This is a genomic window from Fibrobacter sp. (assembly GCF_045131395.1).
Lineage (GTDB): Bacteria > Fibrobacterota > Fibrobacteria > Fibrobacterales > Fibrobacteraceae > Fibrobacter.
On sequence record NZ_JBGUQY010000045.1, the window covers coordinates 50821 to 74013 of the forward strand.

General features: G+C 51.0%; 14 protein-coding genes. 2 read left to right on the top strand and 12 right to left on the bottom strand.

Annotation, left to right across the window (positions count from 1 at the left end):
* Positions 1–19 precede the first annotated feature (19 nt).
* The 7 genes from ACJMNB_RS11055 to surE form a co-directional block, all read right to left on the bottom strand.
* Positions 20–784, bottom strand: coding sequence for a Nif3-like dinuclear metal center hexameric protein (locus ACJMNB_RS11055; RefSeq protein WP_405342407.1), 765 nt, complete (start codon positions 782–784; stop codon positions 20–22).
* 53 nt (positions 785–837) lie between these two features.
* On the bottom strand, positions 838–4749 hold the full coding sequence (gene hrpA / locus ACJMNB_RS11060; RefSeq protein WP_405342409.1) for an ATP-dependent RNA helicase HrpA: 3912 nt from the start codon (positions 4747–4749) through the stop codon (positions 838–840).
* A gap of 70 nt (positions 4750–4819) precedes the next feature.
* Entirely contained in the window at positions 4820–4960 is a 141-nt protein-coding gene (locus ACJMNB_RS11065; RefSeq protein ID WP_158212913.1) for a hypothetical protein, read from the bottom strand.
* A gap of 3 nt (positions 4961–4963) precedes the next feature.
* The gene (rfbD, locus tag ACJMNB_RS11070; RefSeq protein WP_405342411.1) at positions 4964–5878 is read right to left on the bottom strand and encodes a dTDP-4-dehydrorhamnose reductase; all 915 of its coding nucleotides are present in this window, start codon (positions 5876–5878) and stop codon (positions 4964–4966) included.
* A gap of 161 nt (positions 5879–6039) precedes the next feature.
* On the bottom strand, positions 6040–7755 hold the full coding sequence (locus ACJMNB_RS11075) for a glycoside hydrolase family 11 protein (RefSeq protein WP_405342413.1): 1716 nt from the start codon (positions 7753–7755) through the stop codon (positions 6040–6042).
* 494 nt (positions 7756–8249) lie between these two features.
* Positions 8250–10949, bottom strand: a complete 2700-nt coding sequence (gene gyrA / locus ACJMNB_RS11080) for a DNA gyrase subunit A (RefSeq protein WP_405342415.1) — start codon at positions 10947–10949, stop codon at positions 8250–8252.
* 10 nt (positions 10950–10959) lie between these two features.
* Complete coding sequence (surE, locus tag ACJMNB_RS11085) at positions 10960–11763, bottom strand: 5'/3'-nucleotidase SurE (RefSeq protein WP_405342417.1); 804 nt, start codon at positions 11761–11763, stop codon at positions 10960–10962.
* A gap of 71 nt (positions 11764–11834) precedes the next feature.
* Here surE and ACJMNB_RS11090 point away from each other — a divergent pair, with 71 nt between their 5' ends.
* Positions 11835–12587: a TrmH family RNA methyltransferase gene (locus tag ACJMNB_RS11090; protein ID WP_405342419.1), complete on the top strand. Its 753-nt coding sequence runs from the start codon at positions 11835–11837 to the stop codon at positions 12585–12587.
* Between the two features lie 10 nt (positions 12588–12597).
* Here ACJMNB_RS11090 and ACJMNB_RS11095 read toward each other — a convergent pair whose 3' ends face one another.
* Positions 12598–13809: a hypothetical protein gene (locus ACJMNB_RS11095; protein ID WP_405342421.1), complete on the bottom strand. Its 1212-nt coding sequence runs from the start codon at positions 13807–13809 to the stop codon at positions 12598–12600.
* A gap of 166 nt (positions 13810–13975) precedes the next feature.
* Between ACJMNB_RS11095 and ACJMNB_RS11100 the strand changes: the two genes are divergently transcribed.
* Positions 13976–15304, top strand: coding sequence for a glycoside hydrolase family 5 protein (locus ACJMNB_RS11100; RefSeq protein ID WP_405342423.1), 1329 nt, complete (start codon positions 13976–13978; stop codon positions 15302–15304).
* Positions 15305–15409: 105 nt separating this feature from the next.
* Here ACJMNB_RS11100 and ACJMNB_RS11105 read toward each other — a convergent pair whose 3' ends face one another.
* The 4 genes from ACJMNB_RS11105 to ACJMNB_RS11120 are packed head-to-tail and all read right to left on the bottom strand — an operon-like array spanning position 15410 to position 23188.
* Positions 15410–16882 carry a hypothetical protein gene (locus ACJMNB_RS11105; protein ID WP_405342425.1) on the bottom strand — a complete coding sequence of 491 codons (1473 nt, stop codon included), beginning with the start codon at positions 16880–16882 and terminating at the stop codon, positions 15410–15412.
* Positions 16879–19656 carry a TIGR02171 family lipoprotein gene (locus tag ACJMNB_RS11110; protein ID WP_405342466.1) on the bottom strand — a complete coding sequence of 926 codons (2778 nt, stop codon included), beginning with the start codon at positions 19654–19656 and terminating at the stop codon, positions 16879–16881. Before ACJMNB_RS11110 ends, ACJMNB_RS11105 begins: the two co-directional genes overlap by 4 nt.
* Positions 19656–22406, bottom strand: a complete 2751-nt coding sequence (locus tag ACJMNB_RS11115) for a TIGR02171 family lipoprotein (RefSeq protein WP_405342427.1) — start codon at positions 22404–22406, stop codon at positions 19656–19658. The genes ACJMNB_RS11110 and ACJMNB_RS11115 overlap by 1 nt, the downstream gene beginning before the upstream one ends.
* 35 nt (positions 22407–22441) lie before the next feature.
* The gene (locus ACJMNB_RS11120) at positions 22442–23188 is read right to left on the bottom strand and encodes a transglutaminase family protein (RefSeq protein WP_405342429.1); all 747 of its coding nucleotides are present in this window, start codon (positions 23186–23188) and stop codon (positions 22442–22444) included.
* Positions 23189–23193 lie beyond the last annotated feature (5 nt).

A 23193-nucleotide genomic window follows, 5' to 3' on the forward strand; every position in this document is an offset into this window, starting at 1 on the left:
AGGGTTGAAAAAGGGGGATTTAGACTTCGTTATCGATGTCTACGAAGCAGGCCGGAATACCCAGTTCGGCCTGGATTTTGGCTGCCAAAGCCCTCACCCCGAAGATTTCGGTACGGTGGTGGCCGCAGCTGAGGAGGTTGAACCCCAGTTCTTCACAAGCGATAGGAACGGCCTCCTTGATTTCGCCGGTGACGAAAGCGTCGCAACCGAGAGCGATTGCTTCCTCGATGGCAGGAGCACCTGCCGAGCCGCTGCAGACAGCCAGCTTTTTAATGGAAGGCTTACCGTACAGGAGGGCGTGCTGCACCCCATGTTCGAACACTTCATTCGCCTTTTCCACGAAGTCTTTAGCGGCAACGGGTTCGGCAAACTCGCCCACGACCCCGATGGTCCTTTCGCCTTCGCGGAGGAAGCCTTCTACATTCTGGAGGCCGAAGGCGTTGGCAATCAAGATGTTATTCCCCACTTCCATGTGACCGTCCAGGGGCAGGTGGAAGCCGTAAAGAGAGATTCCGTTCTGCATGAGGCGGCGCATGCGTTCGCCAAACTTGCCCACCAGCCTGCAGTTTTCACCCTTCCAGAAGCCATTCGGATGGTGAACGATAATGCAATCGGCCTTATTTTCGATGGCGGCATCGATGAGGCGGTCCCTGAAAGAGACTCCCGTAACGATTCGAGAGACCTTGTCGGAGGCTTCGACACAAAGACCATCGACACAGTAATCCTTGAACAATTTGGGTTCAAGCAGGTTATCGAGCCATGTCGAGAATTCGGAAATTTGCATCGGGGACCTCGTTGAGAAATTCTTTTCTTGAAATATAAATTTTAGCGCCGGCCCTAGAGTCGACCGAAACGACCCTTGAGCTTAGCGAGGGCATCGTCTTCGATGGTTTCTTCGGAATCGTCGCCTTTTCGCTTGAATTTGAGGATTTCGAAGTCTTCAATCAAGGCGCAGGCCTGCAGGTAGAGTTCCGGGAATTCGGTGTCGTCGGCGGAAAGGCGTTCCATTTTCGAAAGAAGGTCGCGGGCATTTTTGAGCTCGTGATCCTTCATAAAGCGGGCCTTGAGGAAGGGGCGGAACTTTTCGCGGAGCGTGCGCACCGAAAGTTCGGGGCGAGCCGGAGCCGCAGAATCGCTCAGAAGACAAAGGCGCTCGAACAAAGTCGTCACTTTGTCGGAGGTATAAAGGGCAATGACCTTGCCGATAGACTTGTGGTTAGCCGTAATGACGCCGAGGGCATCGCGGGCATGGTCGCCGCCTTGGCGCACAGCGACAGAGAATTCGCGGAGAATGTCCCAGAAGGCGACAAACGGTTCAGCACCGAGCAGGGCAGATTCGTAGGTAGCCCGCACCAGGGCGAGGCGCACCTCGTCATCTTCACTGCGGGAGGACACAGCTAGGTTCTTGAAATCGTTGATTTTCTTGCCGCGGGAAAATTCCAGGCCCGAGAAACGCACGCAGCGGTTCGCATCCAGATTGTCGGCGGCGAGGGACTTGAGGACCCAGGCCTTGAGGGCCGTCTTGAATCCGTCAGCATAAAGGCCACCGGTTTCCAGCAGATTTAGGCGGTCAGTAATGAGGGCCGTGTGCGGATCGGAAGCTTCGGGCGCGGGAGTCGCGCGACCTTCCACACGCTTGCGGAAGCTTTGCCAGAAAGAGGATTCTTCGGAGGTCATCAGGGCGGATTCGCCGAGACGCCAGCCAAAGCGCATTTCGTCCAAAGCAAAATCAATGCCAAATGTCACCACCACCGGGCGCACCGCCAGGAACAGGCGGAAGCTCCCCCATTCCGGATTGATTTCGACGGCGAACTTTTCCGGGAAGCCCTGCTTGAAAATCTTGGCATGCAAGCGCAGGTGGTTTTCCTTTTCGGGCGTCACCGTCGGAATATCGCAATCCAGCTGCTTCATGCCAGCGAAAACTTCGTACAGGAGCAGGAGCGGTGCCTTGTGCGGGTTCGCCTTCAGTTTGTCGCAGAAAGCGTCGTCGATAAAAGTGCGGCGGTTTTCCAGTTGCTTCTTGGCGGCCTTCGGCATTTCGCGGATAATCGATTCCGCCATCCATTCGCGCCACTGGTGAATGGAAAGAGCTAGCTTCGCAGGCGTAAGCTGCGGGAGCATGTCGTAAGGCAAGTCCAAGGTAATGCCGTCGTATTCCTTGGTGGCATCAAAGACCATCTCGCCCACCACCATACGACTCACCCGGTCAAGGCCTTCCACACGGAACTGTTCAATACTGCCACCGAGAGCGGGTTCCGGAGCCTTGGCCGCCTTTTTCAGCTTGTTTTTATTGTCGAGGAAATCGCCCAGGGATTGCTTCGCCCCTTCGGGGCTCGCAATGACGTAACCGCTCTCATTCTGGTCCAGCCAGAACTTGGCGTCAAATTTCAGGAACTGGTCGGTGTGTTCGGCAATATAGTCGCGGAGGGTCTTGATGGAATTCACCCGCGGGGCGATGCGCACGTAATAATCCACCAAAGCATCTTCGCTGGGAGCGAGGCCGAATTGGCGTTTGCGGGCTTCGAGGCCGTGCAAGTCTTCGACCACCCGGTCATTCTGCTTCATGAAGGGGAACGGGCGGGCCATCTGGCCGAGTACCACCGCTTCGCGCCAGAAAATTTCGGCACATTCGTCGGGGTTTACGCGAGCGTAATCCACTCGATGACCGCGGCTGATCACGAGGCCCCTGAAGCTCACTTCTTCTACCGCTTCCACAAAACCGCGTTCCTGGTTCCACATGGGCGAATACCAGCGGCGGGTGCAGAAGGGTTCCGCCACCTGCATAATCCATTCGGGCTTGATTTCGGCACCCTTGTTCAAAAAGATGCGGCTGGTTTCGCGGACTTCGGCGCTAAAGAGCCATTCCACGCTCTTGCCGTACAAATCGCTGCCGGGGAACACGTGGGTTTCGCGACCGCTCACCAATCGGTAGCAGCCATTTTCAATATCGCGGCGGGCAATGCCACCGAGGAATCCCGAAAGAAGCGCCACATGCAAATTGTCGCGGTGGAAAGAATCCAACGGGCAGACGCGATTTTCGTATTTCACGTCGAGAATGCGGCCAAATTGTTCGTAAAGGTCAATCCATTCGCGACAACGCAGAAAATGCAGGCTGAACTTGTCGCAGAATTTGCGCAACTTGTTCCAGGATTTTCCATCCCATTCGGCACAGAAGGCATTCCACATGCAAACAAAAGTGAGGAAGTCGCTCTTATGCCCCGCAAACTTGCGGTGCAGCTGGCGGATGCGGGTGCGTTCCGGCTCTTCGCTGGGGACTACGCGAGGGTCTTGAATGCTGAGAGCCGAGCAGACAATCAAAGCCGGCTGCAGCACTCCCGCTTCTCGCGCCCGGAGCAAAACCGCCGAAAGCGCCACATCCATAGGCAAGCGCGTCATTTCGCGGCCAAGTTTCGTCACATGGCCGGTGGAATTGTCCGCGGTCAAGGCGCCCAGTTCAAACAGAGTCTTGTAGGCGCCACGGAAAGCGGAATGTGGTGGCGACTGCAAGAACGGGAAGTTTTCCAATTCAAGCCCGAGGCTGCGCAACTGCAGAACCACGTTCGCGAGATTACTGCGCCGGATTTCCGGCTCCGTAAACTCGTCTCGCTTCTCAAATTCTTCGGGCGAATAAAGTCGGATACACACACCGGGCTTCACGCGGCCCGCTCGCCCCGTGCGCTGCCTTGCGCTCGCCTTCGAGATTTCTTCCACAGGCAAGCCCTGGATTCTCGACTGCGCATTGTAACGCGAGATTCGGGCCATGCCCGTATCTACCACGTAGGCGATTCCCGGAATCGTAAGCGAGGTTTCAGCGATATTCGTCGCCAGCACCACGCGAGTCTTGCCCGTATGCTTGAAAATGCGACGCTGTTCATCGGGACTCATGCGACCATAAAGCGGCAAGATATCGAAACTCGCCGAATCCAGTTCGTGGGCAAGCTCCCCCGCTAAATCTTGAATGTCGCGTTCCGTGGGCAAAAAGCAAAGCAGATGGTCACGGTGGCGAGTTTCCAAATCTAAAATCGCATCGCGGGCCTCATCCAATAAGCCGGAATCACCCTTACCGCTAATGTCGAGGGCAGCCCGGGCCGCAGCGCTACCGTCAAAGTAATACTCCACATCCACCGGGAAGGTGCGCCCCTCGGCTTCCATCACGCAGCTGTTGTCGTAAAATTTTTCGAAAAGCTTGGCATCCAGCGTCGCAGAAGCCACAATCAGCTTGAAGTCAGCGCGTTCCTTCAGCACCGTCTTGAAAATGCCGAGCAAGATGTCGATATTCAGCGAGCGTTCGTGGGCTTCGTCAATCACAATCGCCGAATACTGGCGAAAGAGTCTGTCGCGGCGGAATTCCTGCAGCAAGATACCGTCGGTCATCACCTTGATGGGGGCCGCGCTATCACCTTGCTCCCAGAAACGAATCTTGGTGCTGACGAGGGTTTCGTCTTTCAGTTCTTCGCGCAAGCGGTCTGCAATAGAAATAGCCGCCAAACGCCTCGGTTCCGTGACGCCGATCTTGAAGGCATTTTTATCAACGTCATTGCGAGCATCATTGATGCGAAGCAATCCATTTTGATTCTTGGCGCCCGCGAACCATTCTAAAAGAAATTTCGGTAGCTGCGTCGATTTACCCGAGCCCGTATCGGCCTTGACAATCACCACCTGGTGCTTTTCAAGCAACTCAAAAAATTCTTCCCGATGTTCAACAACGGGAAGTTCCGGGTACTCGATTTTCAAGTTAGCAGCAACCATTTTTTTAACGCAGATTTGTATCCTTCGACTGCACGCCTAACGGCGTTCCGCTCAGGATGACGCTGAAGCGTCATTCCTTTATGTGTCCGCACTTGTCGCAGGTAAGCTTGTAGCTGTTATCGGGGTCAACGACCATCACGCCGTCGCATTCCGGCACTTCGCACGGGAGTTCACCCGGCATGACTTCGCGGTAAGTCTCTTTTTCTGCCATCGTTTATTCTCCGATTTCCTTGAGGTAACGGGCCAAGGCGTCTTGCCATGTGGGGAGCGGCTTGAAACCAGCTTCCACCAATTTGCTCTTGTCCAGACGGCTGTTGAAGGGGCGTGCCGCCTTGCTTAAGCCATATTCGGCGGTGGTCACCGGCAACACCTTCGTAGATAGACCGGCCTGCTTGTAAATTTCGCAAGTGAAGTCGTACCAGCTAATGAATCCGCCTTCGTTGGTGGCGTGGTAGTAGCCGTACTTTTCCGTTTCGTTCATGTCCACGAGCAAGCGAGAAAGATCCAGCGTATAAGTCGGGGTGCCGATCTGGTCGTTCACCACGCGCACGGTATCGTGAGTCTTGCCCACGTTGAGCATGGTCTTGATAAAGTTCTTGCCATTGAGGCCGAACACCCAAGCGATACGCACAATGAAATACTTGGAAAGCGTATTGGCGACAGCGAGTTCGCCTTCCAGCTTGGTCTGGCCGTAAACGTTGAGAGGTTTGTAATCCTTGCAGTCGGGCTTCCAAGGTTCCGTGCCCAGGCCGTTGAACACGTAGTCGGTGCTGATATAGGTCATCTTGCAGCCCAGGCGCTTGCAAGCGTCGGCAATATTCTGGGTACCGCCCGCATTCACCGCGCGGACCTTTGCCACGTTGGCATCGTCTTCGGCCATGTCGACTGCAGTCCATGCGGCGCAGTGGATCACGGCATCGGGCTTGATTTCAGAAAGAGCCTTGTCGACGGCAACAGAGTCCGTAATGTCGAGCTGCACGTAAGGCATTGTGGTCACGGCAGAACCGTCAGCCACACCGCTGTATACCGGAGCCATGTCGGAGCCGACGCCTGTATGGCCGCGCTTTGCAAGTTCATTCATTACGTCGTGGCCCAGCTGGCCACCCACACCCGTCACAAAGAATTTCATGATTTATACCTCATCACCAAAAATAAAAAGTTATCAGTTACTAGTCAGTCCTTTCTTACACGAATTAAATAAAAAGCCTTGTTTTTATTGTTTAAAAAAAAACGTCTTGCTTTCGCAAGACGTTCCTCATCCACAATATAGGAGCATTTGGATGTTAAGATTTAGCGAGTCACACGAACCTGCTGGAACTTGCTTCCCTGCTTCACCATGTAGATTCCAGTCTGCTGGAACTTGGCGAAGAGAGCATCAGAGATGGATGCACCAGCGGCAACTTCAACCTTGCCGAGAGCGCGACCCTGCATGTCAAACACCTGGACCGTGCCAGAGACCTTGTTCAAGCGGACCGGCAGAGCAATCGCAGTCGTGCCTTCGGAACCCGGTTCAGCATTGGTGAAGACCAGCTTGACGTCACTAATCTTGACTGCACCTGTAGCTTGTCCCAAATTGATGGCAAACTGAGCGGCATCATCAGAATCTTCTTCCATAGCAAAGATAAATGTGTATTCCTGTTCCGTAGTGGTGATGTCAAATTCCTTAGTGGCGTATGCACCCCAGGGGTCTACGGATTGTTGGAAATTAACTTCAATCTTGCGATCTACATCAGCGCTAGCCTTAAAGGACAACTTGTACTTCATGCCCTTATCAAGAGCCAGATTGTACTGAACAAGCTGCGGCTGGTAACTTTCTGTACCAATAGTGGTAACATCAACCGTAGCCGTGCCACCAGCAACAGAAGTCTTTGCAGCAGAGTTACCCCAGTTTGTACCCTGACCCAGGAACCAAGATGCATCTTGGCTTGTAGAAATCACGTTGCTGCTCGGGAAATCACCATCCTTAAGAAGGTTCACTGTGGTTTCGCCTACCAATTCAAACTTGGCGACCACAGACTTATCCTTGTCCATGGTTACAGAAACGGTTTCAGAAGTGCCGGTAACAGCACCTTCCCAACCCACAAACCTCCAGCCTTCGTTGGCTTTGGCGGTGAGCTGTACAGTTGAATTCGGAGCATAATAGTTAGCGCTCGGGCTCTTTGTCACAGAACCTGCAGCAGCCGGAGATGCAGTTACATTGAGGCCAAGTTCATCGGCACTGCCACCGATTTTCAGAATGTTCTTCTTAACAGTAGCAGAACCTCTTGCATTGCCACCTTGTCCGGTGTAGGATTCAATTTTCATGGAAGCAACTTCATACAGTCTACCCATCTTCATACCCGCATCAGCCCATGCTTTGAAGTGCTTGGAAATAGAAATGGTACCCTTGGTACGATGCTGGCTCGTATTCGACGGGATGGACCAATACTGCTTAAAGGTGCTGTTACCCGAAAGAGAAGGCTGGTTAATACGGTCGGTAGTATAGAAATCGTAGTCAATACCATCGATCTTTGCAGAACCCCACTTTTTACCGCCCTGGGTAGGATTGTAGCTTCCGCGATCCTGGACAATGTAGTATTCAATTTCATCGCTGAAACCACTGGGAGCGTCACCCTTGTCGTAATAGCCCCAGCCATAGACACTGACATACTTCACGTTGTCGGAGGAGGTCCATTCCACTTCAAATTCGGCGGTAATATTACCCACATTCTGTACGGTAACAGTGGAGTTAGACCCCCAACGCTTTCCGGCACGGGCCAACATGTTGATAGTACCACTCCATTCAACGGAGAAAGCACCACCATTTTCATCGCTTGGGTTAAGCTTCATAGTTGCGTTACCGGCACCATTCTGGCTCCAGAGTTCGTAATCATAGCCAGCGCCACTACCAAACTTCTGCTCTGTGCCACCAGAGCAGGTAAGGGTCGTCTGCCCCCAGGAAATGGATGACGTAATTGCAGCTATGGCAATCCCCATCTTCGCAATTTTCGCAATACTCCTATTCATTTTATAACTCCTGAATGTTTAAGTTCTATTCCAAAGATATATCTGCAAAATCCAAATTGGAATACATGTATGACAATTGGCGTTGTTGTAAAAAACAACACCGAATCCACAATTTTTACACAAAAAAGCCAATTTTACGCCAAAATACGGCATTCTTTTCGTGTATATAAAATCGCCCCACAACAGTGTGTGAGGAGTCCTTTTTTTCCACAGAACAAGGAGTTTTTTTTACGGGATTTTCCTGAATTGTGCGGAAAACTCCTTAGATTAACGATTCACACGAACGCGAGTCAAGAAGCTACCCTATTTTACAAGGTACATACCCAGCTTGAGGAACTTCTGGAACAAAGCCTGTTCCATGTCAGCACCCGCCATCAATTCCACCGTTCCCATGTAGCAACCCCCATCCAGAATGTCAGACTCCAAGATGACATTAGTGTGGCAGTCCTGTACAAAATTGTTTCGGCCCCTTAGCGGGGCCGAACAACAATCAATTAAGCATCATCTTCAGAGGTCGGAACACCTATCTGCTGTTCCGGCTTGTCTTCAATCTTTTCCATGGAGTCGTCATCGACTTCGACGCCCTGCACGTGATCGAAGGTTTCCTTCGCCTCGGCGCTATCCTGTTCGATATCTTCGACGCTCGGGAGTGCGGTAGCATCTTGCACCACATCGCCTTCGCGCAGGCTGATAGCCTTGACGCCTTGGGCGTTACGGCCCGTGAGGCGGATATCGGCGGCCTTGATACGAATCACCTGGCCTTCGCGGCTGGTAATGATCAAGTCGTAGTCGTCGGCGACGCTTTCCACGAACACTGCCGGGCCCACCTTGTCGGTCACATTCAGGTTACGCACGCCCTTGCTACCGCGGCGAGTAATGCGGTAAGTAGAAGGTTCGCTGCGCTTGCCGTAACCGTTTTCGGTGATGGTCACGATCTTGTTGCCGGCCTTGAGCCACAGGAGAGAAATCACTTCGTCGCCTTCGGCCAAGGTAATGCCCTTCACGCCGTGAGTGCCACGACCCATGTTGCGGAAGCAACCGATCGGGAAGGTGACAGCCTGACCATTCTTGGTGGCAAGCATCAGCAAGTCCTTAGCAATCGGGCGGGCTTCCAAGTCTTCGGCGTCTTCGCTTTCTTCGGCGATGGCGGCTTCGGCAGCCTGGGCTTCTTCGGCTTCGTCGACATCAGATGCAGCCTGGCTTGCGTTGAATTCTTCGGCGCTCATGCCCACGAGCTGCACCTTCACCAATTCATCGTCTTCGTCGAGGCTGATGGCGTTAACGCCAGCCTTGCGCGGACGGCTGAACAGCGTGAGGTCCATCTTGTTGATGACACCCTTCTTGGTTGCAAATACGAGGCAGAAGTAACCGCCGAACTTGCGCACCGGCACAATGGCCTGCACCTTTTCGCCTTCGGTAAGACCGATAAAGTTGATAATCGGGCGACCCTTGCCGTTGCGGGTACCTTCGGGGAGGCGATAAACCTTGGTCCAGTAGGCACGGCCCTTGTTGGTGAACACCAGCAAGTAACTGTGAGTGCTTGCAGTAAAGATCTGTTCGACGTTGTCTTCTTCCTTGAGAGTTGCGCCGATAATGCCCTTGCCACCGCGGTTCTGAGCCTTGAAGGTATCAATCGGCAAACGCTTGATGTAGCCTTCGCGGCTGAGCGTAATCACCTGTTCTTCTTCGGCAATCAGGTCTTCGTAGTCGTAGTCATCGACGGCGTCTTCGATAGAAGTACGGCGGTCATCGCCACACTTGTCGACGATAGCATCGAGGCGGTCGAGCATGATCTTCACGCGGCGTTCGCGCTTTTCCAAAATGTCCTTCAAGTCGGCAACGGTAGCAACGAGTTCGTTGTATTCGTTTTCCAACTTTTCCAAGTTCAGGCCCGTGAGCTGGGCAAGACGCATGTCCACGATAGCCTGGGACTGAATTTCGTCCAGGTTGAAGCGGTCCTGCAAGGCAGTCTTTGCGGCTTCGGTCGTGGGGCTAGACTTGATGATCTGCACCACTTCGTCGATGTTCTGCGTGGCAATACGCAGGCCTTCGATAATGTGCAAGCGGGCTTCGGCCTTGTTCAAGTCGAACTGCGTGGAACGCGTAATCACTTCCAAGCGGTGGTCCACATAAACCTGGATGAGGTCCTTGAGAGTCAGGAGCTTCGGCAGGTTGTTGACGAGGGCCAGGTTGTAAATGCTGAAGGTCGTCTGGAGCTGCGTATTTTTGAACAAATTATTCAAAACGACTTCGGCCACCACATCCTTGCGCATTTCAATGACAATGCGCATACCTTCGCGGCTAGATTCATCGCGGATGTCGGTAATGCCGTCGACGCGCTTGTCCTTCACCAGTTCTGCAATCTTCTTACAGAGTTCGGCCTTGTTGACCATGTAAGGAATTTCGCTTACGACGATGCGCGGCTTACCGCGGCCATCCACATCGATTTCGGTACGGGCACGTACGCGTACGCGGCCATGCCCCGTGAGGTAAGCATCGCGGATGCCTGCGCGGCCACAAATGATACCACCGGTCGGGAAGTCCGGGCCAGACACATACTGCAGCAGGTCTTCGCCGGAAATGTCCGGATTTTCAGCAACAGCATGAATGGCATTCGAAATTTCACGAAGGTTGTGCGGAGCCATGGAAGTGGCCATACCCACAGCAATACCCGTGGTACCGTTCACCAGCATGTTCGGGAGGGCGGAGGGCAACACCTTCGGTTCTTCCAAAGATTCGTCGAAGTTCGGGCCCATGTCCACGGTGTCTTTTTCAAGGTCTTCCAACATGAGAGCGCCCATGTTGTTCATCTTGGCTTCGGTGTAACGCATAGCGGCAGCGCCGTCACCGTCGATAGAACCGAAGTTACCCTGACCGAACACCAGCGGGTAGCGCAACGAGAAGTCCTGCGCCATACGCACCAAGGTTTCGTACACGGCAGAGTCGCCATGGGGGTGGTACTTACCGATCACGTCACCCACGATACGGGCAGACTTCACCGTCGGCTTGTTGGGCACCACGCCCAGCTTGTGCATACTGTACATCACACGGCGGTGTACCGGCTTAAAACCGTCACGCGCATCAGGGAGTGCACGCGCTACGATCACGCTCATGGAATAGCGGAGGTAGCAATCCTGCATGTCCTTTTCAATCAAGGACCTGATTTGCGAACCTGGTACCAATTCTTCTGACATTCTTTTTCCTCTAATTATCCACCGGTGTTTCCACCAGCATTTCGTTTATTTCATTTAAACTTTCTTCGTCGGTCTGGTCGATGCGGTGGGGCGTAATCGTCGCATAGCCCTGATTCAGCAGATAGTCATCGCTATCCTTGGGCTGTTCGTCCCACAACTTGTCACCGTCCAGTTGCCACATATTCCCTTCGTGGGTGTAGTGGTCCGTAAACATTCCGAGGGCCATCTTAGTCGCCTTGTACCCCTTGAAGGTCTCGGCGGTAGCCTTTGGAAAATTCACGTTCCAGAAAACGCCTACGGGAATCCGCTCAAACAGGCGTTCCTTCACCACCTTCACTGCAAATTCCTTTGCAGTTTCCAGCATATTGGGTGTCGTACCCCTAAGCGAAAGGGCAATGCCTGGCACACCCCAAAGGGCAGCTTCGCGGGCTCCAGCCACCGTTCCCGAATACAAGGACGACACGCCGGAATTTTCACCCAAATTGACACCCGAAAAACACACGTCAAAAGCACCCGGACCGGCCCCCTCGGTAGTAAGCCCGTGCATGGCAAAATGGCCCAGCGCAAACTTCACGCAATCGGCCGGAGTCCCGGACATGGAATAGGCCTCCACAGCAGCGTCTACATCCACTTTTTTGACAGATAAAGCCTTACGTACCGTAAAGGCGTGAGAAACCCCACTCTGCTCCTCATCGGGTGCAAAAACATACACTTCTGCGATGGGCGCAAGGGCACACGCCAAAGCCAGCATATAGCCGCTTTTTATCCCATCATCGTTTGCGATGAGAACGCGTGTCTTTTGATCTTCTAACATGTAAGATAAAAGATAGAAAATTTACTCAAAAAAAGGGGTAAAAATACGCTCCATTAGCTATCTTTTTGAGCATGTTTTCCGAGAAGAAATTTCTAGCGACAAAAGAGACTTCCAAGGCCAAACGCATGGCCGAATTACTGCGCGTCATCATCCTGCAATTGGGCGACGACGTTCCCCGCGCCAAGCGAGAATTCGAGACCTACGCCGAATGGATGAAGCTCCCCGAAAGTGAGCGCCTCACCGGCAAAAACCAGGCGCAAATGATCGACCTGTACAAGACCTTCCGCACCCGTGCAGGACTCGGGTTCGAACGGGACGTTTACCTGGAGCAGGAACCGGGGGACCGCGAAGTCGCTAACGAAAAACCGATACAGTTCGCCGTGCTGGTGCACAACCTTCGCAGCGCCTTCAACGTAGGCTCCATTATCCGCAGCACGGACTGCTTCGGCCTCGAAGGAGTCCACCTCAGCGGTTACAGCTGCGGTCCCGACCATGTGACCGTCAAGAGCGCTGCCCGCGGCTGCCAGGAATGGATCTCCATCAAGCGCTGGGACTCCCCCTTCGATTGCGTCAAATGGCACAAGGAAAACGGTTACGAAATCATCGCCCTTGAAACCGGCGAAGACATTCCAAGCATCAATGACGTCAAGTGGCCAGAAAAAGGCCTGATAATTCTCGGCAACGAAGAATTAGGAATCGCCCCCGAACTCATGGCGGAGGCGACAATGAAAGTGACCATTCCTATGGCTGGCCGCAAGGCGAGCATGAACGTCGCCGGAGCCTTTGCCATCATGGCATTCTGTTTGAGAAGCGCGCAGCGCTAATTACTTCAAATTATTTGGCAGGAGCCAAAGCCTTCACAGCGTCGGTCAGGCGATCGATGGCCTTGATGAGTTCATCCATCTTGGCTTCGCTGATGCCGGTCTGAATGGCATTTGCAGCACCGGAAACAGCATCCTTCACTTGAGATGCCACCTTGTCCGCAACCGATTCCTTCACGGGGACCTTGCCGAGCCAAATGTCCGGCCAGCGGTCATTGCCACTGTGGTAGGTAATACGCGTTGCAGATTCCACCGGTTCACCAATCTTCCAGATGTAGAGTTCGTAGTCAAACAGGTCATGGTCGTGACCCTTGTCGGTTGCGCCCCACACTAGCCACTTGCCATCGGGAGAAAGACGCGGGAAGTATTCGTGACTGCGGCGACCGGGCAGGTCCATCAGCTTCACGTTCTTCGGGATGCCGAAGAAACCCACCTTCTCGATCTGCTTGCCATCCTTGGCAGAGAACCAGAGGATTTCACTCGGAGCTGCGGTACCGCCGTTACCCGTCGGGTTCACGCGGTAAAGTTTGGAACCGTCAAAATTCCAGTCGATCTGGCAGCCGTCACCGGACTTGGTCCAGACATTCTTTTCCAAGTCCCACACGCCCGTTTCGCGCATGGAGCCGCGGAGCGTAATGGCCAAGTGCTTACCATCGGGGCTCATGTTCGGTTCCTGCAGAATCACACCGGACTTGTTGAAAGCCTTTTCGCCATCGAGAATCATCTTTTCAGCCTTAGAAGCGATGTCCATGGTAAAGACCTTGCCGGCGCGGCTAAAGACGATGGACTTGCCGTCGGGCCTCCAGGTGCCCCAAGTAGCGTTATCGACAACCTTGCGAGCATTTTCGCCCGAAATGTCGACCATCCACAAATCCCACTTTTCAGGATAGTTGGCGTCGTTTTCAGGCACCCAGCCACCCTTACTACGGTTGAACAAAACCGTCGAGCCATCCGGCGAAATGCGCGGGAACCAGTCCACGTTGTCACCCTGCGTGAGAGCGCGAGCGTTCGTACCGTCGGCATTCATAATCCAGATATCGTGATGAGAATTTGCTCGGCTCGTGGCCCAGACAATTGCACCTTCGAGCTTACCCTTGAGGGCAGAAAGGGCTTTTTGTTCATCAGCAGTCGGATCCACAGCGGCACCCGTCGGAGCCCCCTGCTGGGCAAAAACAGTCGAAAAAGCCAATAAGGCGGGAATTGCAAACTTCATCACATTCTTCATACCTCGCAATCTAGTAATTTCCTCCTCAAAAACAGCGAAAAAACGGCACCCAAAGCCCCAAAAACTTGACTACGCGCACATATTACACACATGTAAACAAAAAAGAAGTTCTTTTTTTTCCATTTTTGGCACAGAAAACCTATTTTCAAGAAAAAAAGGGATGTTCATGATGAAACATTTATCAAAAATCGCACTTTTGTCTGCAATGGCTCTGGGCAGCACCTTTGCCCTCGCCCAAGACATCACCCCCACCCGCGTGGGTCCTGTTAGCCAGTACGGTCAGCTCATGACCGGCAAGAACTCCCAGGGCCAAGGCCGCATTTACGGTAGCTGCGAAGGCGTCAAAGATGGTGCTGAAGTGCAGGTGCGTGGTATGAGCCTTTACTGGAGCCTGATGCCGCAAGCCGTCGAGTTCTGGAGTGAAGAAGGCGTTTCCACCATGGTGAACGACATGAACATCCAGATTGTGCGTGCCGCCATGGCAACCGGCAATGAAGACTGGAACAACGGCTATCAGGGCTACGGCAGCGATCCCAACACACAGATGAACTTGATGAAGACCGTTGTAGAAGCGGCCATCAAGAACGATATCTACGTGATCATCGACTGGCATTCGCACAACGCCAACGAACAGACCGAGGCTTCCAAGAACTTCTTCAAGCAAATGGCGCAGACCTACGGCAAATACGACAACGTGATTTTCGAGTTGTTCAACGAACCAACCGACATTGCTTGGGGCACCATTAAAAATTACGCCGACCAGGTGGTTTCTGTCATCCGCGAATACTCCGACAACCTGATTCTTGTGGGTACCCCCAAGTGGGACCAGAACCCGCAAGTAGCTATCGGAAATGAAGTCAATGACCCCAAGAAAAATACCGCCTACACCTTGCACTACTACGCCAATAGCCACTGCTGGAGCGGCACCTACGACTGGGGTGGAACTTGCGAAGGCACTAACGGCGAACAAGCAATCAATGCAGGCCTTTCCGTATTCGTTTCGGAATGGGGCACAGGTACTGCCGACGGCGGTGGCACTCCGGACCAGGGCCGCAACCAGAGCTGGCAGGAATACATCAACAAGCACAAGCTTTCGTGGGCAAACTGGTCTGCATCCAAGATTAGCGAAGGTACAGCCGCATTTGAAGGTTCTTCGACCAAGAATTCTCTTCAATACACCGCTTCCGGCAACCTCGTGAAGGGTTACCTTGCCACCAACCCCACCAGTTACACAAAATGCGCAGCCAACAACGGAAATGAAACCCCGATCTTTGTAAAGACCGACCTGAACTTCAACGTAACCTTCTCTGGCAACGCCTTGCACATTGCAGGCGCACCCATGACGGTCGAAATTTACAGCTTGAAGGGCGACAAGCTTATGGCTATCGACAACGTGAGTGGCACGCTTTCGCTCGCCAAGCTCCCCGTCGGGAAGTATTTCGCACGAATCCACGGAAAGTCAACCAATATGGTTCGCGCATTCCAGATTAAGTAATTAAACCCAAAGAGAGAGAGATGAGAGCCCGGCCATTGTGCCGGGCTCTTCCTTATAAGACCGTTCGGCTCTATTGCAAAATCAAGAATGTGATATCCATTCGGGCTATCTTTTATCAAATACGGCGAAATATTCGTCGCGGTATACCAGATGCCAGCGCATATCTCTATCGAGGGCAAGCATCAGATTATCCCAGCGGGCGTAATACTGCAGCGGGAATAGGGCGCGGCCTATTCCGAGTGAATCGGCGTCAGCCATAAACAGCGACGGATTTTGAGCGTACTCAAGGTAACGTTCAAAGAAATCTGCGGTCTTAAGGATGAATCGCCCGTCGATGTAAATGGAATCTGCGGGATTCATGAACGCTAAATAACCGCCGGCGCGGTCATCGTTAAACAGCCTGCCCGAATGAGGGTGCTGCTGCATCCAACTCACCGCATCCACAGGGACTCGCTGGTACGAGACCATCGAATAATCATAGGCGGCAAGGGAACGCGCCCAAAGTCCCACGATGAACGCAGCGGCAAAAAGCCCCACATATTTTGCGATGACTTGGCAACGAACCGATTCAAGAACCCCATCAAGAAAGCGAATTTTACAGACTGCACCCAAGAACACCGGCAGGAACAGCACGAAGTTACGCTCAGCAATCAAGGCAAGGACGGCTGTTGCCATTAAAACAATTCGACTATAGATTGCTTCGGACCGGAACGGTCCTCGCAATGACGTATAAGTAGAATAAGCTCCGTAGCAAAGTCCCGCTACACAACACACAAGCATCAGCAGCGATTCGACGACATTCTCCCCCGCCATCAAAAGCGTTACGGGAGAACGGTTCTCGGCAATCTGGCTTGCAAATACTGCGGCAGAAGGCGTAAGGCCCAGCAGACGATCCAAGAGTCCAAAGGGGTACAGAAACAGGGCCAAACTTTCACGATGCAAAAACGGCATTAGCCAAAGGAGCAATACAAAAGCAATTTGCGGCACAACAAATTTCACGCTGAGTCCGCCCTGTTTTTTAGCTTCAAGCAAGCAGGCGCACAATACGAGCGTCGCAAAAATCGGTCCAAGAATATAAAGGCCCTGACACTTGCACCAGAACCATTGAATTGCCAGTAAAGAAATTACTGTAACAATTTTCTTGTGGATTGCTTCGTCACAAAGCTCCTCGCAATGACGTAAGCGGAAAAACCACGGAATGACATTCCAATAGATGCCCAGGAACAGGAGCGAAAAAAGTACCGGGCGAATTTCAAAATGGAAGCGAAAAATAAAGAGGAGGATTATGCCGATTCCGGCTCGGAGGCCGGAATGACGTTCAGCATGAGAATTGCCACGAAGGAAAAGCCAAAACACAACTCCCCACAACACGGCCTTGAAAGCCACCAAGAGCGGAGCGCCGCCCAAGCCGTAGACAACGCCTACAACCTGCTGAAAGTATTCATGCACATTGACAACAGGCGCGCGGACAGGCGTCCATGTAGTCACCCATTCGCGAGCACAGGCCAAATGCCACCAGATGTCGGTATCGGTCAACGGAAAAATCGCGAATAAGGCAACAATTACGGCTATAATCATTTCAAAGATTTCAGGACAGAATCCAGGCGTGCCGTGATTTTGGGAGCTCCATTGTAGCACAAATGATCGCTATCCACAGCTTCCATATCAGTATAATCGTGAGCACCCATCTTGTTTTCATCAAACAAAGTAAAGTTCGGATAAATCCGTTCTAATTCATGGAACTGATCTATCAAAGATTTCGCCAAGCTGCGACGCATTCCATAACGGCCAAAAATACCCGTATCCTTATATCTGGGGTTCTGGGGGAAAATCATCCCAACCACATATATGTTACGATTCAGGCAAATTTCAATAATATTCTTCAATGCATCAAGGCTATTTTCGATAAAATACATTTTATCATCAAAATAAGTCGAATCCGCATCAATTGCAGGCGGGTCACCCCATGTTATACAATAAGTTGCCGTATAGCGGCCCCGATCTTCCAAATAGGACTGAGCCTCTGTCACCGAAATCGAATTTTCAGTAGCTTCCAACAGTCCCTTCGGATAACCGTCACTCCAATACCCATGATTTTCATCATAAAGGTATCCCGGATATTTCTTATAAGTTACAACAAAGAAATTATCGCTTTCCGGGCCATCAATTTTATGCCAAAAATCAATATCTAAGGAAACCACCACATATTTCAAGTTTTTCAAATGGGGTATCAGATATTTGTCAAGATAATCGCGGGATGCATATATAGAATTGGGCGTGTGGGCAAAATTGACCGCAAAGAATTCAGGAGAAAAAGCCTTTGGCGATATGGAATAAAGCGGACGGGAAGACCCAATAATGGCAACATTTGCCGAATCGCGAAAACGCCACAGAAGTTCCATATTGTATCGCATCAGGACTGGGCCCCACTCATCATCGGGATTCATGTAAACACCGGCACTATCCAGGTCGAGATTTTCATTTTCTACATCAACTGATTTCCCAGCTACCCACAAATTTGGATGCCAAAGTTCATCACCAGAAACCAGTTCCGAGACGCTACTGTCAGACAAATCAATCACCACAATCTTTTGGTGCGAACCATTTGAATTGGCAAGCGTTGCCACGGCTTTATTTTCAGCACCGTTCACCCATTCGCTGTGGTCAAAGGTATAGCCAGAGGGAGCCGCTACGATTTGCACCAAATTTCCAGCACTGTCAGCAATCAACAGGCGTTCATGAGTACCATAGCTTTCCCCAGCAAAGGCATTTCCCGTCTTGCCACCGAAATCGAGGAACAGAACACGCTTGCTGCCATCCTTCGAGAGAGACACGTTGCAAGCTTGTTCCGCATTTTCACCATTCTTGTACCATACGGTGTCGCGACCACTATTCACAATCGACGAGCCGCTATTCGCAAGGCGGGCGCGCAAGAGACGCGCTCCCGTAACAGCCAAGGTATTATCATCACTAATTCCATCATGATATGCGCCGTCGAACAACTTTTGAGGCTTGCCAAACTTGCCCTTTGAAAATTTCACCTGCCAGGTAGATGTATTCTTGAAGGTCGTTTCATCCCTATTGTTGCCCGCATCCGTCACATATACGATAGTCGTATCACCATTTTCAAGGACTCGCCAACGGGGAATAGCGGCACTTTCTACATCAAGCTTTACAAGATTCGAACCACCGGCATCCAGATTGCGGACATAAACAGAAGACAAACCCGACACCCCTTCCATTCCGGTGCAGAACGCCACCAGTTTTCCATTGGGCGAAATATCAGGGTGATAAACTTCAAGGGTATCGGCGATTTCAACCACAGAAATGACACCACTAGAATAATCGATATAATCAAGATTTCCCGAGATATCATTTCTAAAAGCAAGTTTTGCTTTGTAAGACCCTACAAGAGTACGAATCGTCGATGAATTCGCAAGCGGCACCACTCTACTGGAATTCACCTTACCATTGGTTCCCATCCAAACAGCATTTGGAATTTTTCCAAAGGCCAAGCGAAAGCCCACATAATCCGCACGAGTAGAAGACGTTACCGTATACACATCTCCGCGACTATACAAACTAATGGATTCCAAAGCGTTACGGAAACTGCCACCTTTTAAAATACGCTGGCCCAGCGCTCCCCCATCAGGGGCGCCCACATAATTATCAAGAATCGTATCGCGGAAATTGCCAAGCCAGTCATTTACCCATTCCATGGCATTGCCGGCCATATCGCAAAGTCCACTCATTTTGCCAATGCTACAAACCACATGCAACTTGTAATCCGAATTTTGCGCCGTCCAGGCAGAATCCAAATTCCACGCCTGATGAGCCACCAGCACCCATTCCGCTTCGCTGGGCAGTCGATAGGCGTCAACCTCGGGGTAATAGGCAAAGCCCTCTAAATTTGTGCAATGTTTTTCGTTATCAAACGTAGCATTGACATAAGTGTAGGCCGTATCAAAGCCTTCAGCCTTACTGCGTTCATTTGCAAACAAAACTGCATCATAGTAAGTTACGTTTATGGCCGGGAATTCATCGTTTTCGCAGTTCAAGGCAAGCCCTGTAGCGAAGCTCATCAGAGAATCAAATTCCGCGCAAGTCACCTCATGTTGCCCCAGCAAGAAATCATAATAGAATTTCACTAACATTGCAGGACGTTCGTTTACCCGGGCCTCTTCTGAATTTGTTCCCAAAACAGCAACGGCACCCGTCGCCTTTACACGAAGCATTCCCGAAAGGCTATCTTCGGAAAATTCCACCGGCGAAGTTTGCTGCGATGCAGAATCGCCTTCCGAATTGGAGCAGGCGCAAATCAAAAAAGCTAACAATGTAAAAAGCAACTTCATCATTTTAGAGTTCTCAAAAGGGAATCCAAACGCGCCGTAAATTGATCCGCCCCTAAATAGCTTAGATGAGTATTATTGTAAGCCATTTCTGGCGTATAATCATGTTTGCCATCTTTATTTTCGTCAAAAACAACGTAACCTTTTTCGACTAACATATCAATAATTTCTCTAGCAGCATCCCTACTAGGACCAAAGACTCCATAAGCATCAGTTTCTGCGTAGGCAGGATTGCGAGGCGTAATCGCCAGGACCAGCTTTATATTCCGCTTATCCATTTCGTCCCTCAGTTCATCAAGAATTTCAAAATTAGCTTGTGTGACGGGGTTATCTACAGGCAATGCAGAGACATCCAAAGCAACATAGGTGTCCCCCCACGAAACAGAAGGCATCAGGAAAGTATTTTCTATGTAATTCTGAGTAAAGAGATCCCTAGGATACGAATATTCCAAACTTAGCGCAGCAATAATATCTTTGTTTTCTGAATTCAAATGATGTTCGTCATAGGCCAAGCCGGGAGAATATTTTCGGATAAAGTCCAAATAAGCGACTTCGCTTCTATAAAAAAGTCCCGGAGAAAGTTCCAATACGACAGCCTTGACGTTATCTGCATAAGGGAATATGTAGTTTTTCAAAAGGTAATTGAACAAATGGATATCTGCCAACGTTACGGCCATATTCAAGGCTTTGTACGATGTCATTGCCGTATCAATCACGGCGTCCAGCAACATCGAACTGCCCAACAATATACATTCCCATTCAGAGTATTCACTCCAGAACATTTGCAATTTCATTGCCAATTCTACCGAAGATGACTGCACAATGTTTTCAGGATGATTTTCAAAATATAAGCCGGCACTATCCAGGTTAAGCATGTCGTCATCCGAATCAACAAAGGGCGCATTCACCCAAAAACTCGGATGCCAAATTTCATCGCCAGAAACCAATTCCGAAACGCTGCTGTCCGACAAATCAACCACCACAATCTTTTGATGCGATCCGCTAGGACTGACAAGCGTCGCCACGATTTTATTTTCAGCGCCACCCACCCATTCACTATGATCAAAGCTAAAACCAGATGGGGCGGCGACAGACAGCAATAAAATCCCAGTGCTGTCGGCAATCAGCAAACGTTCATGAGTAGAATAGTTCTTTCCTGCAAATTTTTGACCCGTTTTGCCGCCAAAATCCAGAAAAACCGTACGTTTGCTTCCATCTTTTGCCAGCGACACATTGCAAGCCTGCTCGGCATCACCTTCATCCTTGTACCATACGGTATCGCGGGCATTATTCATCAGAGTCGAACCTTCTGCAGCGACGCGGGCACGAAGAAGCCGCGCCCCCGTGACAGCCAATGTGTTGTCATCGCTGACACCGCCATGGTAGGCCCCGTCGAACAATTTTTCAGGCTTACCGAACTTACCATTGGAAAATTTTACTTGCCAGGTAGATGCCGACAAAAATGCTGATTCATCCTTGTTGTTTCCGGCACTAGTCACGTAGACAATTACCGTATCGCCATTTTCAAGAACACGCCAACGAGGAATCGCAGCATTTTCCACATCAAGCTTCACAATATTCGACCCTTCGGCATTCAAGTCGCGGACATAGAGAGAAGAGTTCCCAGAAACACCTTCAAGCCCAGTACAGAACGCAATACGCTTACCATCAGGAGAAATTTCAGGATGATATCCGTCAATCGTGTCTTTTATTTCAATCACCGAAACAACACCACTAGAATAGTCTACATAAGCGATATTTCCAGAAAGATCGTTCCTAAAGGCTATTTTCGCCTTGTACGTACCAACAAGCGAATGAATCATTGATAAATCAGCTATAGGAATCACTCTACTGGAATTTGCGCTACCGTCGGCACCCATCCAAACCGCATCAGGAATCGTCCCAACAGCCATACGAAAACCCACATAATCCGCTCTAGTCGAAGAAGTTACCATATAAGTATCGCCACGGCTATACAAGTTAATGGTTTCGGCCATATTGCGGAAACTCCCGCCCTTCACGATTCGCTGACCCAATGCACCCCCATCGGGAGCGCCAACATAGTTCGTCAAAGTCGTATCACGGAAACTACCCAGCCAGTCGTTCACCCACTCCATGGCATTACCGGCCATATCGCAAATTCCGTCCAGCAGGCCCTTTGTACAGACAGCATGCAATTTATATTCCGAATTCTGCGCTGTCCAGCTTGAATCTACATTCCAGTTCCGGCCCGCAACCAGCACCCATTCCGCTTCGGTGGGAATACGGAAGGCCTTTACTTCGGGATGAAAAATAAGTCCCTCTAAATTAATACAATGCTTGTCGCTATCAAAGCCCGCGTTGGAATAAGTATAGGCAGTATCGAATCCTTCGGCCTTGCTGCGTTCATTTGCAAAAAGAACCGCATCGTAGTAGGTCACATTCGTGGCCGGCAAGCTGTCATTGTCGCAATTCAGCACAAGCCCTGTAGCAGATTTCATCAGAGCGTCAAATTCAACGCAGGTCACCTCGTGCTTTCCTATGGAGAAATCGTAGTCAAAGTTCACCTGCATTGCGGGCTGTTCGTTTACTCGAGCCTCTTTCGAATCCGTACCCAAGACTGCGACAGCACCTGTCGCCTTTACAAGAAACATTCCCGAAAGACTGTCTTCGAAAATTTCCACCGACGGACTTTGCTGCGGAATAGAATCGCTCTCCGAATTGGAGCAGGCGCAAATCAGCACGAAAAACGCAATACAAATAAACAGACGCATTTACAAAAAATAGAAAATTCGGCAAACAAGCCCGCTTACAAATGGTCTGGCAGGCGGCTTTTGGCAATTTCCTGGTTAGCCTTGATTCCCGGATATTCCGAAAAGAATTCTTCTGCCATACGATACCAGGTGAGAGCCTTGCGCAAGTCGCTATCCAGGTAAAGATTTCCCATGTTGAAGGCGGCTAGGCCCACAAATTGCGTAGGGGTCAGAGGCTTAAATTCAAGGCCAGTCCAAGGGCCTTTTTTATACTTTTCGCGGTACTCCTGGTCGGTATAGGAATAGCCCTCTCGATTGGGCTCCAAATTTACGCCAGTTGCAGAATCAGCTCCGTAACGCAAGAAAACATGCCCCGGCAACATGATGACAGAAAGGGGAATTTGTCTGGACTCGGCCACCATCATGGCAAGCCAAGAAAGGCCCATGCAGCCGGATTTTCTAGTTTCAAGAACCCGCAGGGGCAATATGGAATTTCTCGCCACCGCAGGCTCCCCCGCACCGGCAAATTCCAGATTCCAGTGTTCCCAAAGCAAAGCCTTCAGACTCTGCAGGGTATCACTAGAAGCCTTCAACGCGCTGTCATAAAAAGCAAGCCCTTCACTCCACGCAGGCTCCGATTCCAAGCAGCCCGGCAACTTGTCTTCGAAAGAACAAGCAGCATCTTTAAAGCTCATGTTCTCGGTTTGTCCGCTCCAAAGCACCAGCGCGAGCGATGCCGCAAAGACGACAATCAGCACTGGCCAAAAGAATCGTTTAGCGAGAGCGGTAAGGCGAGCGAGCATAAAGA